14 protein-coding genes are annotated in these 14,335 nt (G+C 70.5%); 6 read left to right on the forward strand and 8 right to left on the reverse strand.

Going from position 1 to position 14,335, the window contains the following annotated elements; all coding sequences use genetic code 11:
* Nucleotides 1-39 precede the first annotated feature (39 nt).
* Nucleotides 40-246 carry a hypothetical protein gene (locus ACZYZ9_RS21665; RefSeq protein ID WP_463828318.1) on the forward strand — a complete coding sequence of 69 codons (207 nt, stop codon included), beginning with the start codon at nt 40-42 and terminating at the stop codon, nt 244-246.
* Here ACZYZ9_RS21665 and ACZYZ9_RS21670 read toward each other — a convergent pair.
* The 3 genes from ACZYZ9_RS21670 to ACZYZ9_RS21680 form a co-directional block, all read right to left on the reverse strand.
* A complete protein-coding gene (locus ACZYZ9_RS21670) occupies nt 203-1,030 on the reverse strand; it encodes a pseudouridine synthase (protein ID WP_463828362.1) in 828 nt (275 codons plus the stop codon). The genes ACZYZ9_RS21665 and ACZYZ9_RS21670 overlap by 44 nt on opposite strands.
* Nucleotides 1,031-1,080: 50 nt before the next feature.
* Nucleotides 1,081-2,823: a glycerol-3-phosphate dehydrogenase/oxidase gene (locus tag ACZYZ9_RS21675; protein WP_463828319.1), complete on the reverse strand. Its 1,743-nt coding sequence runs from the start codon at nt 2,821-2,823 to the stop codon at nt 1,081-1,083.
* 99 nt (nt 2,824-2,922) lie between these two features.
* On the reverse strand, nt 2,923-4,335 hold the full coding sequence (locus ACZYZ9_RS21680; protein ID WP_463828363.1) for an NAD(P)H-quinone dehydrogenase: 1,413 nt from the start codon (nt 4,333-4,335) through the stop codon (nt 2,923-2,925).
* A gap of 31 nt (nt 4,336-4,366) precedes the next feature.
* On the opposite strand from ACZYZ9_RS21680, the gene ACZYZ9_RS21685 reads away from it, so the two are divergent.
* On the forward strand, nt 4,367-4,846 hold the full coding sequence (locus tag ACZYZ9_RS21685) for a gamma-glutamylcyclotransferase (RefSeq protein ID WP_463828320.1): 480 nt from the start codon (nt 4,367-4,369) through the stop codon (nt 4,844-4,846).
* A gap of 71 nt (nt 4,847-4,917) precedes the next feature.
* Here ACZYZ9_RS21685 and ACZYZ9_RS21690 read toward each other — a convergent pair whose 3' ends face one another.
* The 4 genes from ACZYZ9_RS21690 to ACZYZ9_RS21705 all read right to left on the reverse strand — a co-directional run bounded on the left by ACZYZ9_RS21690 (nt 4,918) and on the right by ACZYZ9_RS21705 (nt 8,993).
* Nucleotides 4,918-5,823 carry a DUF559 domain-containing protein gene (locus ACZYZ9_RS21690; RefSeq protein WP_463828364.1) on the reverse strand — a complete coding sequence of 302 codons (906 nt, stop codon included), beginning with the start codon at nt 5,821-5,823 and terminating at the stop codon, nt 4,918-4,920.
* A gap of 128 nt (nt 5,824-5,951) precedes the next feature.
* Complete coding sequence (locus tag ACZYZ9_RS21695) at nt 5,952-7,121, reverse strand: M20 family metallopeptidase (RefSeq protein ID WP_463828321.1); 1,170 nt, start codon at nt 7,119-7,121, stop codon at nt 5,952-5,954.
* Complete coding sequence (locus ACZYZ9_RS21700; protein ID WP_463828322.1) at nt 7,118-8,293, reverse strand: M20 family metallopeptidase; 1,176 nt, start codon at nt 8,291-8,293, stop codon at nt 7,118-7,120. The genes ACZYZ9_RS21695 and ACZYZ9_RS21700 overlap by 4 nt, the downstream gene beginning before the upstream one ends.
* 34 nt (nt 8,294-8,327) lie before the next feature.
* A complete protein-coding gene (locus tag ACZYZ9_RS21705) occupies nt 8,328-8,993 on the reverse strand; it encodes a cutinase family protein (RefSeq protein WP_463828323.1) in 666 nt (221 codons plus the stop codon).
* Nucleotides 8,994-9,060: 67 nt separating this feature from the next.
* Here ACZYZ9_RS21705 and ACZYZ9_RS21710 point away from each other — a divergent pair, with 67 nt between their 5' ends.
* The gene (locus tag ACZYZ9_RS21710; RefSeq protein WP_463828324.1) at nt 9,061-9,861 is read left to right on the forward strand and encodes a purine-nucleoside phosphorylase; all 801 of its coding nucleotides are present in this window, start codon (nt 9,061-9,063) and stop codon (nt 9,859-9,861) included.
* Nucleotides 9,858-11,411: a phospho-sugar mutase gene (locus ACZYZ9_RS21715; protein WP_463828325.1), complete on the forward strand. Its 1,554-nt coding sequence runs from the start codon at nt 9,858-9,860 to the stop codon at nt 11,409-11,411. Before ACZYZ9_RS21710 ends, ACZYZ9_RS21715 begins: the two co-directional genes overlap by 4 nt.
* Nucleotide 11,412: 1 nt before the next feature.
* Here the strand turns inward: ACZYZ9_RS21715 and upp are convergent, their stop codons facing one another.
* Entirely contained in the window at nt 11,413-12,036 is a 624-nt protein-coding gene (gene upp / locus ACZYZ9_RS21720) for a uracil phosphoribosyltransferase (RefSeq protein ID WP_463828326.1), read from the reverse strand.
* A 125-nt stretch (nt 12,037-12,161) separates the two neighbouring features.
* Between upp and ACZYZ9_RS21725 the strand changes: the two genes are divergently transcribed.
* Together ACZYZ9_RS21725 and satS are read left to right on the forward strand one after the other, a co-directional pair.
* A complete protein-coding gene (locus ACZYZ9_RS21725) occupies nt 12,162-12,983 on the forward strand; it encodes an alkaline phosphatase family protein (protein WP_463828365.1) in 822 nt (273 codons plus the stop codon).
* Between the two features lie 33 nt (nt 12,984-13,016).
* The gene (gene satS, locus ACZYZ9_RS21730; protein ID WP_463828327.1) at nt 13,017-14,330 is read left to right on the forward strand and encodes a protein export chaperone SatS; all 1,314 of its coding nucleotides are present in this window, start codon (nt 13,017-13,019) and stop codon (nt 14,328-14,330) included.
* Nucleotides 14,331-14,335: the final 5 nt, after the last annotated feature.

A 14,335-nucleotide genomic window follows, 5' to 3' on the forward strand; every position in this document is an offset into this window, starting at 1 on the left:
TGGCGATACGCCTCACCGGGAGTCGAACTGATCAGCAGAGTGTTCTCCGTCGTCGTCGCCGCGCTGTGCGCCGCCCTGGTCACCGCCACCGCGGTCGGCGCCGAAGATGAGGCCGAGCCCAACATGTTCACCGAGCTCAGTTGCACGTGCGACGTGGTGCCGAGCGAGGCCATCGCCTCCGGGGACCCGGTCAGCGCAGGGATCAAGGACGGTCTTGCCGGGTTGCCGGGAGCTCTCGGCGACTGACGAACTCCCGGTGCGCGCCCGTCACCGGATCGTCGAATTCGATGCGCTGCGCCAGCAACTGCAGCGACGTGGTGAAGTCGCCGTCGGGGACGGCTATGACGTTGGGGTACAACGGATCTGCGAAGATCGGCAGCCCCAGCGACGCCATGTGCACCCGCAACTGGTGGGTGCGTCCGGTGCGTGGCGTGAGCCGGTAGAGACCGACGGGCGACAGCAGCTCCACCAGTGTCTCGGCGTTGGCAGGTCCCGGTTCGCAGACCGCCTGCAGTTGGCCTCGATACTTGACGATGCGGGTGCGCACCAGCTGCGGCAGCGTCACCGCCGGGTCGACCGCCGCTCGGGCCAGATAGACCTTGCTGACCTCGCCCCGGGCGAACAGCGTCTGATAGGCGCCCCGGATCTCACGTCGGGTGGTGAACAGCAGGACGCCGGCCGTCAGCCGGTCCAGCCGGTGCGCGGGGCTGAGTTCGGGTAGGTCCAACGAGCGCCGCAACCGCACCAGCGCGGTCTGCGCGACGTGGCGTCCGCGCGGCATCGTCGACAGGAAGTGCGGTTTGTCGGCGACGACGATGTTGTCGTCGCGGTAGAGCACCGGGATGTCGAACGGCACCGGCACCTCGTCGGGCAGGTCGCGGTACAGGTAGACGTGCGCGCCGCCGGGCAGCACGGTCGCGTCGTCGATCACCGTGCCGTCGGCGTCGACGACTTCGCCGGCCAGGACTTTGGCGCGCGCGGGCGCGCCGAACCGCGCGGTCAACTCCGCCAGGACCGGCCCGCCGTACATCCGGACCCGTGCCGGACCCAGCCCGTCGCGAACCGGCAGCGGGGCGGCCCTCAATTCAGGGGCACCGGTTCGAGGATCTCCGCGCGCGCCTCGGGTGCGCTGGCGCGCAACTCGTCGGCGGACACGTCGTCGGGCTGGGCCTGCGACAGGATCTCGGCGGTCACCCGCGCCTTGTAGTTGTCGACCTCGCGATCCACGTCGGCCGCACTCCAGCCCAGCACCGGCGCCACCAGCTCGGCCACCTCGCGCGCGCAGTCGACGCCGCGGTGGGAGTACTCGATCGAGATCCGCATCCGGCGCGCCAGGATGTCCTCGAGGTGCAGCGCCCCCTCAGCCGCGACGGCGTAGAGGGCTTCCACTTTCAGGTACCCGGGCGCGTCGGTGATCGGCCCCAGCAGGCTGGGGTCTTTGGCCGCCATCGCCAGTACCTCGTCGATCAGCGACCCGTAGCGATCCAGCAGGTGGCGCACCCGGTAGGGGTGCAGGCCACGCATCGCGCCGACGTTCTGGGTCTGGTTGATCAGGGCGAAGTAGCCGTCGGCGCCCATCAACGGCACCTTCTGGGTGATCGTCGGCGCGACCCGGGCCGGAATGAACTCGGCGGCGGCATCCACCGCGTCGGCCGCCATCACCCGGTAGGTGGTGTACTTGCCGCCGGCGATCGCGACCAGGCCGGCCGCGGGCACCGCCACGGCGTGCTCCCGGGACAGCTTGGAGGTCTCCTCACTCTCCCCGGCCAGCAGCGGCCGCAGCCCGGCGTAGACACCGTCGATGTCGGCGTGCGTCAACGGGGTGGCCAGCACGGTGTTGACCGTGCCCAGGATGTAGTCGATGTCGGCCTTGGTGGCCGCTGGATGGGCCAGATCGAGGTTCCAGTCGGTGTCGGTGGTCCCGATGATCCAGTGGCTGCCCCACGGGATAACGAACATCACCGACTTCTCGGTGCGCAGGATGATCGCGACGTCGCTGACGATGCGGTCCCGCGGCACCACCACGTGCACGCCCTTGGAGGCGCGCACCTTGAACCGGCCGCGTTGCTTGGACAACGCCTGGATCTCGTCGGTCCAGACTCCGGTCGCGTTGATCACCACGTGCGCGCGGACCTCGGTGATCTCGCCGTCCTCGGAGTCGCGCACCCGCACCCCGGTGACCCGGTCGCCCTCCCGCAGCAGCGCCACCACCTGGGTGGACGACCGCACCACCGCGCCGTAGTGCGCCGCGGTGCGCGCCACCATCATGGTGTGCCGGGCGTCGTCGACCACGGTGTCGTAGTAGCGGATGCCGCCGATCAGCGAGTTGCGCTTGAGGCCCGGGCTCAGCCGCAACGCCCCGGCGCGGGTCATATGCTTCTGCGCCGGCACCGATTTCGCGCCGCCCAGACTGTCATAGAGGAAGATGCCCGCAGCCATGTAGGGCCGTTCCCACAGTCGCTTGGTCAGCGGGAACAGGAACGGCAGCGGCTTGACCAGGTGCGGCGCCAGGGTGGTCAGCGACAGCTCGCGTTCGAACAGCGCCTCGCGCACCAGGCCGAACTCAAGTTGTTCCAGATAGCGCAGGCCGCCGTGGAACATCTTCGAGGAGCGACTCGAGGTGCCCGAGGCGAAGTCACGCGCCTCCACCAGCGCCACCTTCAGCCCGCGGGTGGCCGCGTCCAGGGCGCAGCCCGAGCCCACCACCCCGCCGCCGATCACCACGACGTCGAATTGCTCGGTACCGAGACGCTCCCAGGCGAGTGCCCGCTGTTCGGGGCCCAGGGCCGACGCGGCGGGTTCGCTCTCGATCGGGTTGCTCACGACCACAGACTCCTGTCGGTTACTCGTCAGTAGCGGTACTCAGCCAAGGCTAGTGGGTTGCCGGTCCTCGAGTCGGTCTTCACTCTGTGAATTCGACGATCAGTCCAGATCGTCGTGGGCCATCAGCCGCCGGGCGGCCTCGGTGATTGAACCGGACAGCGACGGATAGACGGCCAGGGTCTGGGCCAACTCGTTGACCGTGATCCGGTTCTGCACCGCGACCGCGATCGGCAGGATCAGCTCCGAGGCGATCGGCGCCACCACCACCCCACCGATCACCACGCCGGTGGATTTGCGGCAGAAGATCTTGACGAAGCCCTGCCGCAGCCCCGACATCTTGGCGCGGGCGTTGGTGTGCAGCGGCAGCATGATGGTACGGGCGCTGAACTCGCCGTCGTCGATCGCCGACTGGGGGACCCCGACGGCGGCGATCTCCGGCCGGGTGAACACCGTCGCCGCGACCGTGCGCAGCCGGATCGGGCTGACACCTTCGCCCAGCGCGTGATACATCGCGATGCGGCCCTGCATCGCCGCCACCGACGCCAGCAACAGCAGGCCGGTGCAGTCGCCCGCGGCGTAGATGCCCGGCACCGACGTCCGCGACACCCGGTCCACCTTCAGATAGTCGCCGGGGCCCAGCTCGATGCCGACCCGCTCCAGCCCGAGACCACTGGTGTTGGGGACCGACCCGATGGTCATCAACGCGTGGCTGCCCTCGACCGTGCGTCCGTCGGTCATGGTGACCAGGACGCCGTTGCCGGTGCGCTTGACCGACTCGGCGCGCGCGTTCTTGAACAACTTCACGCCGCGCTCGGCGAACGACTCTTCGAGCACCGCCGCGGCGTCGGCGTCTTCGTAGGGCAGCACCCGGTCGCGGCTGGCCGCCACCGTCACCGGCACCCCGAGCTCGGTGTAGGCGTGCACGAACTCCGCGCCGGTCACCCCCGAGCCCACCACGACGAGGTGTTCGGGCAGCTCCTTGAGGTCGTAGAGCTGCCGCCAGGTCAGGATGCGCTCGCCGTCCGGCTGCGCCGACGGCAGGACACGCGGGCTGGCGCCGGTGGCGATCAGCACGACGTCGGCGTCGTGCTCGGTGACGGTCCCGTCCGCGGCCGTAGCTTTGATCCGGTGCCGGGCCAGGTTGGGGGCCGGGTCGATCAGCTCACCGCGCCCGGCCACCAGGTGCACGCCCACATCGCGCAGTTGCGCCGCGATGTCCTCGGACTGCTCGACGGCGAGGTTCCTGACCCGCGCGTGGATCTGCGGCAGGTCGATCTTGGCGTCGTCGATGTCGATCTCGAAGCCGAGTCGCGGCGCCCGGCGCAGCTCGGTACGCAGCCAGGTCGAGGCGATGAAGGTCTTGGACGGCACGCAGTCGTCGAGGACGGCCGCGCCGCCGATGCCTTCGGAGTCGACGACCGTGACTTCGGCATCGGGGCGCGAGTTGGCGGCCACCAGGGCCGCCTCGTATCCGGCCGGGCCGCCGCCGAGGATCACGATGCGCGTCGTCACAGCCACCAAACCTAGCGTCTAAGCTTTCCCCGTGCCGCTCTACGCCGCGTACGGCTCGAACATGGATCCCGAGCAGATGCTCAAGCGCGCACCGCACTCGCCGATGGCCGGAACCGGCTGGTTACCGGGCTGGCGGCTGACGTTCGGCGGGGAGGACATCGGCTGGGAGGGTGCGCTGGCCACCGTCGTCGAAGAGCCCACCTCGCAGGTGTTCGTGGTGCTCTACGACATGACGCCGGCCGACGAAATGAACCTGGACCGGTGGGAGGGCTCGGAGTTCGGCGTGCACAAGAAGATCCGCTGCCGCGTGCAGCGGGAATCCTCCGACACCGACATCGACCCGGTGTTGGCGTGGCTCTATGTGCTGGATGCCTGGGAGGGCGGGCTGCCGTCGGCGCGCTACCTCGGTGTGATGGCCGATGCCGCCGAAAAGGCCGGCGCCCCAGCCGATTACGTGCACGATCTGCGGACCCGCCCGGCCCGCAACATCGGTCCGGGGACCAGCGCCTGAGGCTTTCCGGTGCGCCCTGGTGCGCCGAGCGTCCTCATAGGTGCGGCGAAATGCCCGTTGTGACGGCATTTTCAGGCCGCTGGTGACGGTCCCGCCGCGCGACCTCGGTCCAGTCGCGTTCTGAGCCGGTGCACGAGATGCCAGGGTTCACACCTGACGTCCTGGGCCACCATCGCCACGACCATGAAGCCCAGATCCTGCAGCGCCGCGGTCCGGAGTCGGTCGTATCTGAACGCTTCGGGACTGCTGTGCGAGTCCACGCCGTCGTACTCGGCGACGACACGACATTCCGGCCAGGCGAAGTCGACCCGCCACAGCCGCCCGGTCAGGTCGACGATGTTGTACTGCAGCACCGGTTCCGGCAGTCCGCCGTCGATCATGACCAGGCGGGCTTCGCTCTCCATCGGCGACTCGGCCAGCGGTGACGCCAGCGGAAGCAGCGCCCGGGCGGTGCAGATGCCGCGACGCCCGGCCTGCGACTCGACGGCTTCGGCCAGCTCGTCGGGCCGGCAGCGACCGCTGCGCAGGGCCGCGTCCAGAGTAGCCAGCGCACGCGGCCGGCGCAGGCTGCGCGCCACCTCGATCGCTGTCCACGCGGGCGTCGTCGTCGGCCGGCCGCGCACTGATACCAGTGGCGCGTCCTCGCGGCGGTGCACCACGAGACCCCGCGTGGAGTGCAGGTGCCCCTGGTCGGGGTTGAGCACGTGCAGGTCGGTGTCGCGTTCGGTGGCAAACCCGTAACTGGCCGCGGCCGTGTGCAGGCAGATGGCGACCGTCGTGCCCGCCAACAGGTCGAGCCCGCGCAGTCGCAGAGCAGCGGTGTCGCGGCCGCTGCCGTAGACGCCGTGCCAGATCCGGCGCAGCTCGCCGCGCCGGACGCAGGTCTCCAGGTTGCGGCGGCTGACCATGCTCAGGGCCTGGGCCGCGGTGACGACGCCCTGTTGCTCGTTGAGCAGCTGACCGAGTCCGGCATGCACGCGACCCATCTTCGGCACCACCTAACGCGCCCACAATTCACCGCGCGAGCGTCCTCAAAATGCCGGTCGCAGACCCGTTTTCGCGCACATATGGGGCCGCTCGGCAGTAACAAGCAGACCGAAGTACCTCAGAAGGCAGCGGATTGCTCGATGATGTTGGCCATCACCCGCACGCCGATGGCCAGGGCGCGCTCGTCGAGGTCGAAGGTGGGCTGGTGCAGGTCGAGCTGCGGCCCCTCGCCCGACCAGACCCCCAACCGGGCCATCGCCCCGGGTATCTCCTCGAGGTACCAGGAAAAGTCCTCGCCGCCGCCGGACTGCCGGGTGTCGGCCAGCACGTCCGGGCCGACGGCCTCGATCGCGTGGGTGAGGATGCGGGTCGAGATGTCCTCGTTGACCACCGGCGGCACGCCGCGCCGGTACTGCAGCGTGTGCTCGATGGCCAGCGGCGACAACAGGCCCGCGACGGCGTCCCGGATGATCGCTTCCAGATCGACCCACGTCTGCCGGCTGGCGGTGCGCACCGTGCCCGCCAGCACCCCGGACTGCGGAATGGCGTTGGGCGCGTTGCCGGCGTTCACCGCCCCCCACACCAGCACGGTGCTGTTGCGCGGGTCGATGCGGCGCGACAACACACCCGGCAGGCCGGTGATCACCGTGCCGAGCCCGTAGACCAGGTCGGCGGTCAGGTGCGGGCGCGAGGTGTGCCCGCCGGGCGAATGCAGCGTGATCTCGAGCTGGTCGGCCGCCGAGGTGATCGGCCCCAGCCGCACTGCGACCTTGCCCACCTCGAGCCGGGGATCGCAGTGCAGCGCGAAGATCCGCGACACCCCGGTCAGCGCACCGGCGGCGATCGCATCGATCGCACCCCCGGGCATCAGCTCCTCCGCGGCCTGGAAGATCAGCCGCACCCCCACCGGCAGCTCAGGCACCGACGCCAGCGCCAGCGCGGTGCCCAGCAGGATCGCGGTGTGCGCGTCGTGACCGCAGGCATGTGCGACGTCGGCGACGGTCGAGGCGTACGGCGCGCCGGTCCGCTCGGCCATCGGCAACGCGTCCATATCGGCGCGCAGCGCGATCCTGGGTTGGTGCTCGGGGCCGAAGTCGCAGGTCAAGCCGGTGCCGCCGGGCAGCACCTTGGGGTTCAGCCCGGCGTTGGCCAGCCGCTCGGCGACGAACTGCGTGGTGGCGAACTCCTGTCGGCCCAGCTCGGGGTACCGGTGGATGTGTCGGCGCCAGTCCACCAGGTCGTCGTAGTGCGCGGCCAGCCAGGATTCGGCGCTGTCGACCAGACTCATGACGCCACCCGGCGTCCCCGCAGCTCCAGCACCCGCTCGCGTTGACCGGAGTCGGATGCGAGCGCGACCACCGTGCGCGCCAGCATGATCGCGCCCTCCACGACGGCCCGGTCGGCGCTGGGTCCCGCGGCCGCGGCGGCGAAGGCCCGCTGATGCACGGTGGCGCCGCCGGCGTCGACACCGATCACCGGATGAATGCCCGGCATCACCTGCGTCACGTTGCCCATGTCGGTGCTGCCCATCGGCAGTCCCACCTCGACCGCGGCGGGCACCGGCTCGCGACCCAGCCGCCGCATCTCCGCCCGGAACACGTTGGCCAGCCACTCGTCGGGCTGCAACTCCAGGTACGCCGGGCCGGCCGCGTCGATCTCGTATTCACAGCCCGTGGCCAGCGCCCCCGCGGAAAAACACGCGTAGGCGCGGCCTTCCAGCTCGCGCAGCGAATCGGAGTCGATCGCGCGCATCGCGTACTGCAACGCGGCGCGGCCGGGGATCACGTTCACGGCCTGTCCGCCGTCGGTGACGATGCCGTGCAACAGCTGTCCGGGCGCCAACTGCTGGCGCAGCAGGCCGACCGCGACCTGCGCGACGGTGACCGCGTCGGCGGCATTGACCCCCAGCTGCGGGGCGACCGCGGCGTGCGATTCCTTGCCCCGGTAGTGCACGGTCACCTCGGACAGGGCCAGCGACCGCGCCCCGGCGATGTCGGTGGGCCCGGGATGCACCATCACCGCCACCGCGACATCGTCGAACGCCCCGGCTTGCAGCATCAAGGCTTTGCCGCCGCCCGATTCCTCGGCCGGCGTGCCCAGCAGGGCCACCGTCAGGCCGAGTTCATCGGCGACGTCGGCCAACGCCAGCGCTGCGCCCACCCCCGCGGCCGCAATGATGTTGTGTCCGCAGGCGTGCCCGATTTCGGGCAGCGCGTCGTACTCCGCGCACACCCCGACGACCAGCGGGCCGCTGCCGAACTCCGCCCGGAACGCGGTGTCCAGTCCGGCGACCGGGCCGATCTGAAACCCGCGCTGGGCGATCAGCTCTTTGGCCTTGGCACAGCTGCGGTGCTCGGCGAACGCCAGCTCGGGCTCGGCGTGGATGGCGTGGGAAAGCGCTACCAGGTCACCGCCGCGCCGGCGCACCACTTCTTCGACGCGGTCCAGTGCTACGGGCATCTCGGCAGTATCTCATCGGTGCCCATGCCATCGGTCAGACCCGTGCGGCAAGGAACTGCGCGGCCTGGCCCGGCCAGGGCGGGTTCTCGTAGGCGTGATGCGCCTCGCGGTCGCGACCCCCGACCACGCAGACCGGATCGTTCTCGCTGCACAGGTCGATCGCCCGGCCCGCGAACCCGCCGGAGGTGGACAGCGGGGTGTTGAACCGGTTGCCGGGGTTGCCGAACACCGCGACGGCGGTGACGCGCCCGGTCAGGAACGGATCCAGCGGCGCAGCCGAGCCGAACGTGCCGATCCGCTCACCCAGCGGCGGCACCCCCGCCAGCATCGAGATCGCGGCCGCACCCTGGGAGAAGCCGCCGAGCGCGATCTTGGTGTTGGGGCACTGTTCGGCCATGAAGGCGATGTGGTCGCGGGCGTCGTTGGCCGCGTCGCCGGTGGTGAGGAAGTTGTAGCTGGCCGCGTAGTTGATCGGGTACACGCCCAGGCTGCGGCCGCCCAGGGCGGGGCCCAGCGCGGCCAGCAGCGCGTCCCCGACCCGGCCCAGGCCGGGCGGTTCAGCGGTGCCGCGGGCGAAGACGAGTTCGACGTCGGGGCACTCGTCGGCGATCGCGCGGGGCGGCGGGGCGATCGGCAACGCGAGGACGGCAGCGAAAATTACGGCGGCCAACACAACACAGGACGGTTCGCGCAATCTCACAGAGCCGATCATCACACACCTCCGGAGTGCGGGGCGCGACGAGCTAGGCTCGCGCAATGTGACCAGCATGGCGCCCCGTCCTGACGAGATCGCGGCGCAGGCTGCTCGCGTCATCGCCGAACGCACCGGTATCGACCGGCACGACATCGCGGTGGTGCTGGGGTCGGGATGGTCACCGGCGGTCACCGCGCTGGGCGCCCCGACCGCCGTGTTGGCGCAGGCCGAGATCCCCGGCTTCGCCCCGCCGCAGGCCGCCGGTCACGCGGGTGAGTTGCTGTCGGTGCCGGTCGGCGCGCACCGGGTGCTGGTGCTGGCCGGCCGCATCCACCCTTACGAAGGACACGACCTGCAGCACGTCGTGCACCCGGTGCGGGCAGCGTGCGCCGCAGGGGCCCGGATCGTGGTGCTGACCAACGCGGCGGGCGGGTTGCGGGCCGACATGGCGGTCGGCCAGCCGGTGCTGATCAGTGACCACCTGAATCTGACCGCGCGCTCACCCCTGGTCGGCCCGCACTTCGTCGACCTCACCGACGCCTACGCGCCGCGGCTGCGGGCGCTGGCCCGCGACTGCGATCCGCAGCTCACGCAAGGCGTCTACGCCGCCCTGCCGGGGCCGCACTACGAGACCCCCGCCGAGATCCGGATGCTGCAGGTGCTCGGCGCCGACCTGGTCGGGATGTCCACCGTGCACGAGACGATCGCCGCGCGGGCGGCGGGTGCGGAGGTGCTGGGCGTGTCGCTGGTGACGAATCTGGCGGCCGGGATCTCCGGTGCGCCGTTGAGTCACGCCGAGGTGCTGGCCACCGGCGCCGCGGCCGCCGCCCGGATGGGGTCGCTGCTGGCCGACGTGATCCGCCGGGTGCCGTGACCCCGGAAACCTGGATCGCGCACGACCCCGACCCCCAGACGGCCGCCGAACTCGCCGCGCTGGATCCCGACGAGCTGGCCGCGCGCTTCGCCCGACCGCTGCGGTTCGGCACCGCCGGGTTGCGCGGGCCGGTGCGCGGCGGCCCCGACGCGATGAACCTGGCCGTGGTGCTGCGCGCGACCTGGGCGCTGGCCCGGGTGCTCGACCGGCCCGGCACCGTGATCGTGGGACGCGACGCCCGGCACGGCTCGGCGACGTTCGCCACTGCTGCCGCCGAAGTGCTTGCCGCTCAAGGTTTTTCAGTGCTGCTATGCAGCGCTCCGGTGCCTACGCCGGTGGTCGCCTACGCGGTGCGCGCCACCGGAGCGGTCGCCGGCGTGCAGATCACCGCCTCGCACAACCCGGCGGGCGACAACGGCTACAAGGTGTACCTCGACGGCGGTGTGCAGATCATCTCCCCCGCCGACCGCCGGATCGAAGCCGCGATGGCCGACGCTCCCCCGGCCGACCAGATCGCCCGCACCCCGGTGCCGCCCGCCGACACCGGTCTGGTCGAGCGCTACATCCGGCGGGCGGCCGCAGTGCGGCGCGGCGACGGCACGGTGCGGGTGGCGTTGACGCCGATGCACGGGGTGGGCGGCGCGGTGGCCGTCGAGACGCTGCGCCGGGCCGGCTTCGCAGATGTGCACACCGTCGCCGCGCAGTTCGACCCCGACCCCGACTTCCCCACCGTCGCCTTTCCCAACCCGGAGGAGCCGGGTGCCACCGATGCGCTGCTCGCGCTGGCCGCCGACGTCGGCGCCGACGTCGCGATCGCGCTGGACCCCGACGCCGACCGGTGCGCTGTCGGGATACCCGGGCCGAGTGGCTGGCGGATGCTTTCCGGTGACGAAACCGGGTGGCTGCTGGGCGATTACATTCTGTCCCGGCACCGCGGCGACCCTCCCACGGTGGCCAGCACCGTGGTGTCGTCCCGGATGCTGGCCGCGATCGCCGCGCACCGTGGCGCGCGGCACGTCGAGACCCTGACCGGGTTCAAGTGGCTGGCCCGCGCCGACGCCGATGAGCCGGGCAGCCTGGTGTACGCCTACGAGGAGGCGATCGGGCACTGCGTCGACCCGGCCGCGGTCCGCGACAAGGACGGCATCAGCGCCGCGGTGTTGTGCTGCGATCTGGTGGCCTCGCTGCGCGGCCGCACGGTCTCCGACGCGCTCGACGACCTGGCCCGTCGCCACGGCGTGCACGAGGTCGCCGCGGTGCCGCGCCGGGTCGCCGACACCGACGAGGCCGCCGCGCTGCTGCGTCGGCTGCGCGAGGCACCGCCGCCCGAGCTGGCCGGCTTCGACAGAACCGCCAGCGCCGACGCGCTGATCTTCACCGGCGGTGCCGACCAGACGTCCGTACGGGTGGTGGTCCGGCCGTCGGGTACCGAGCCGAAACTCAAGTGCTACCTCGAGATTCGCTGCACACCCAGCGCAGACCTGGATGCTGCCCGCATCCGCGCGCGTTCGGTGCGCGACGAACTGGTGGCTGCGATAGCCCGCTGGTGACTCAGCGCGGACCGAACTGACGATCGCCGGCGTCTCCGAGTCCGGGCACGATGTAGGCGATCTCGTTGAGCCCGTCGTCGATGGCCGCGGTGAACAGGCGCGCGTCCGGCGCCACCTTTTCCATCGCCGCCACCCCGTCCGGCGCCGCCACCACGCACAGCGCGGTGAGGTCGGTGGCGCCACGCTCCTGCAGCTGCTCGATGGTGTGCGCCATCGAGCCGCCGGTGGCCAGCATCGGGTCCAGGATCAGCACCGGCAGCCCGGACAGGTCGTTGGGCAGCGACGCCAGGTAGGGCACCGGCTGGGCGGTCTGCTCGTCGCGGGCCACACCGACGAACCCGACGTGCGCTTCGGGCAGCAGGGCATGTGCCTCGTTGACCATGCCCAGGCCGGCCCGCAGCACCGGCACCAGCAGCGGCGGACGCGCCAGCTTGGACCCCGTCGTCTCGGCGAGTGGCGTGCGGATCGGCACCGGGACACTGGGCGCCTCACGCAGCGCCTCGTAGACCAGCATCACCGTGAGTTCGCGCAACGCGGCGCGGAACGTGGCATTGTCGGTGCGCTCATCACGCAGCACGGTCAGCCGGGCGGCGGCCAGCGGGTGATCGATGACGTGCACGTCCATCGGCCCGACCCTATATAACGATCGGGTGCAGGCCGGCTGACACGCGCGTCGTCGTGCGGCCGGCCGGCCATTCCCAGCCCTATACTCCGGGCGTGCGACGCCATCTGACCAGCCTTTTCTGTGCTATGGCGGTGCTTTGCGCGCTGCCGCTGCCCGCGGCGCGGGTGACCCTGGCCGCCGCGACCCTGCCCAGGTATGCGCACGTGGTGATGGTGATCGAGGAGAACCGCTCGCAGGCCGACATCATCGGCAACAAGGCGGCACCGTTCCTCAACGCGCTTGCGGCCGGCGGCGCCATGATGGCGCAGTCGTTCGCCGAGACCCACCCCAGCGAACCCAATTATCTGGCCCTGTTCGCGGGCAGCACCTTCGGCGTCACCAAGGACAGCTGCCCGCTCAACGCGGGTGCCGCCCCGAACCTGGCGTCGGAGTTGCTGGCCTCCGGCCGCACCTTCGGCGGCTATTCCGAGGACCTGCCCGCGGTCGGTTCGCCGGTGTGCAGCGCGGGCAAGTACGCCCGCAAGCACGTGCCGTGGGTGAACTTCAGCAATGTGCCGGCCAATGTCTCGGTGCCGTTCTCGGCGTTCCCGCAGCCGGGCGGTTACGCGAACCTACCCACCCTCTCGATCGTCATCCCCAACAACGACAACAACATGCACGACGGGTCGATCGCCCAGGGCGACGCCTGGCTGAACACCCACCTCGCCGCGTACGCCACCTGGGCCAGGACCAACAACAGCCTGCTGATCGTGACGTGGGACGAGGACGACGGCGGTCCCCGCAACCAGATCCCGACGGTGTTCTACGGCGCGCACGTGCAGCCGGGCAGCTACAACGAGACCATCAATCACTACAACCTGCTGGCCACGCTCGAGGAGATGTACGGGCTGCCCAAAACGGGCCTGGCGGCCACCGCCGCACCCATCGCAACTATTTGGGGCGGATAAGCCGGGTCGGGCCGGGTCGCTATTGTGTGCCGCATGGCTGCTGACCTCGTGCCCATCCGCCTGAGCCTGTCCGAGGGGGACCGTTACACGCTGTGGGCGCCCCGCTGGCGCGACTCCGGGGACGAGTGGGAAGCGTTTCTGGGCAAGGACGACGACCTGTACGTTTTCGAGAGCGTCGCCGACCTGGTCGCTTTCGTGCGCAGCGACGCCGACAACGACCTGACCGACCACCCGGGCTGGCAGAGCGTCACCGAGGCGCACGCCCAGAAGCTGGAACCCGCCGAGGACAACCAGTTCGACCTGGTGGCGGTCGAGGAGCTGGTCGCCGAGAAGCCGACCGAGAAATCGGTGACGGCGCTGGCCGGAGCGTTGGCCATCGTCTCGTCCATCGGGTCGGTCTGCGAGTTGCCGGCGATCTCGAAGTTCTTCAACGGCAACCCGATGCTGGGCACGGTCTCGGGCGGCATCGACCACTTCGCCGGGAAAGCCGGTCAGAAGCGGTGGAACACGATCGCAGAGGTGATCGCACGTAGCTGGGACGACGTGCTCGAGGCCGTCGACGACATCGCCACCGTCCCCGAGGTCGACGAGGACCTCTCGGCCAAGGCGGCTGCAGAACTCGACGAGGAGATCGAAGAAGACGAAGAGCCGGCCGTCACGGCGGACGCCGACGAGGCCGCCGAGCCGGAAGACGAGGCCGACGAGGCTGCGGCCGACGACGACGAAGCCGAAGAAGACGACGACGACGAAGAAGAAGAAGAAGGCCGCGCCGAAGGCGACACCGTGGTGCTCGGTGGCACCGACGACTTCTGGACGCAGGTCGGCATCGACCCGATCCAGATCATGACCAGCTCGGGCACCTTCTATACCCTGCGCTGCTATCTGGACGACCGGCCGATCTTCCTGGGCCGCAACGGCCGGATCAGCGTGTTCGGCTCCGAGCGGGCGCTGGCGCGCTACCTCGCCGACGAGCACGATCACGACCTGTCGGACCTGAGCACCTACGACGACATCCGGACCGCCGCCACCGACGGCTCGCTGAAAGTCGACATCACCGACGAGAACGTCTACGTGCTCAGCGGACTGGCCGACGACTTCACCGACGGACCGGAAGCGGTGGACCGCGAACAGCTCGACCTCGCCGTCGAGCTGCTGCGCGACATCGGGGACTATTCCGAGGAGAGCACCGTCGACAAAGCGCTGGAGACGAACAAGCCGCTGGGCAAGCTGATCGCCTACGTGCTGGAGCCGGACTCGGTGAGCAAACCCGCCGGACCGTACGCCGCGGCGGTGCGGGGCTGGGAAAAGCTGGAGTCCTTCGTGGATTCGCGGCTGCGGCGCGAATAGGACGA

It is taken from the genome of Mycobacterium sp. IDUB_28 (genome assembly GCF_055419285.1).

Coding starts and splice junctions, on each gene's coding strand:
- ACZYZ9_RS21670 (WP_463828362.1), bottom strand. CDS start 1,030: ATGTACGGCGGGCCGGTCCTGGCGGAGTTGACCGCGCGGTTCGGCGCG.
- ACZYZ9_RS21695 (WP_463828321.1), bottom strand. CDS start 7,121: ATGAGTCTGGTCGACAGCGCCGAATCCTGGCTGGCCGCGCACTACGAC.
- ACZYZ9_RS21700 (WP_463828322.1), bottom strand. CDS start 8,293: ATGCCCGTAGCACTGGACCGCGTCGAAGAAGTGGTGCGCCGGCGCGGC.
- ACZYZ9_RS21710 (WP_463828324.1), top strand. CDS start 9,061: ATGGCGCCCCGTCCTGACGAGATCGCGGCGCAGGCTGCTCGCGTCATC.
- upp (WP_463828326.1), bottom strand. CDS start 12,036: ATGGACGTGCACGTCATCGATCACCCGCTGGCCGCCGCCCGGCTGACC.
- ACZYZ9_RS21725 (WP_463828365.1), top strand. CDS start 12,162: ATGGCGGTGCTTTGCGCGCTGCCGCTGCCCGCGGCGCGGGTGACCCTG.
- satS (WP_463828327.1), top strand. CDS start 13,017: ATGGCTGCTGACCTCGTGCCCATCCGCCTGAGCCTGTCCGAGGGGGAC.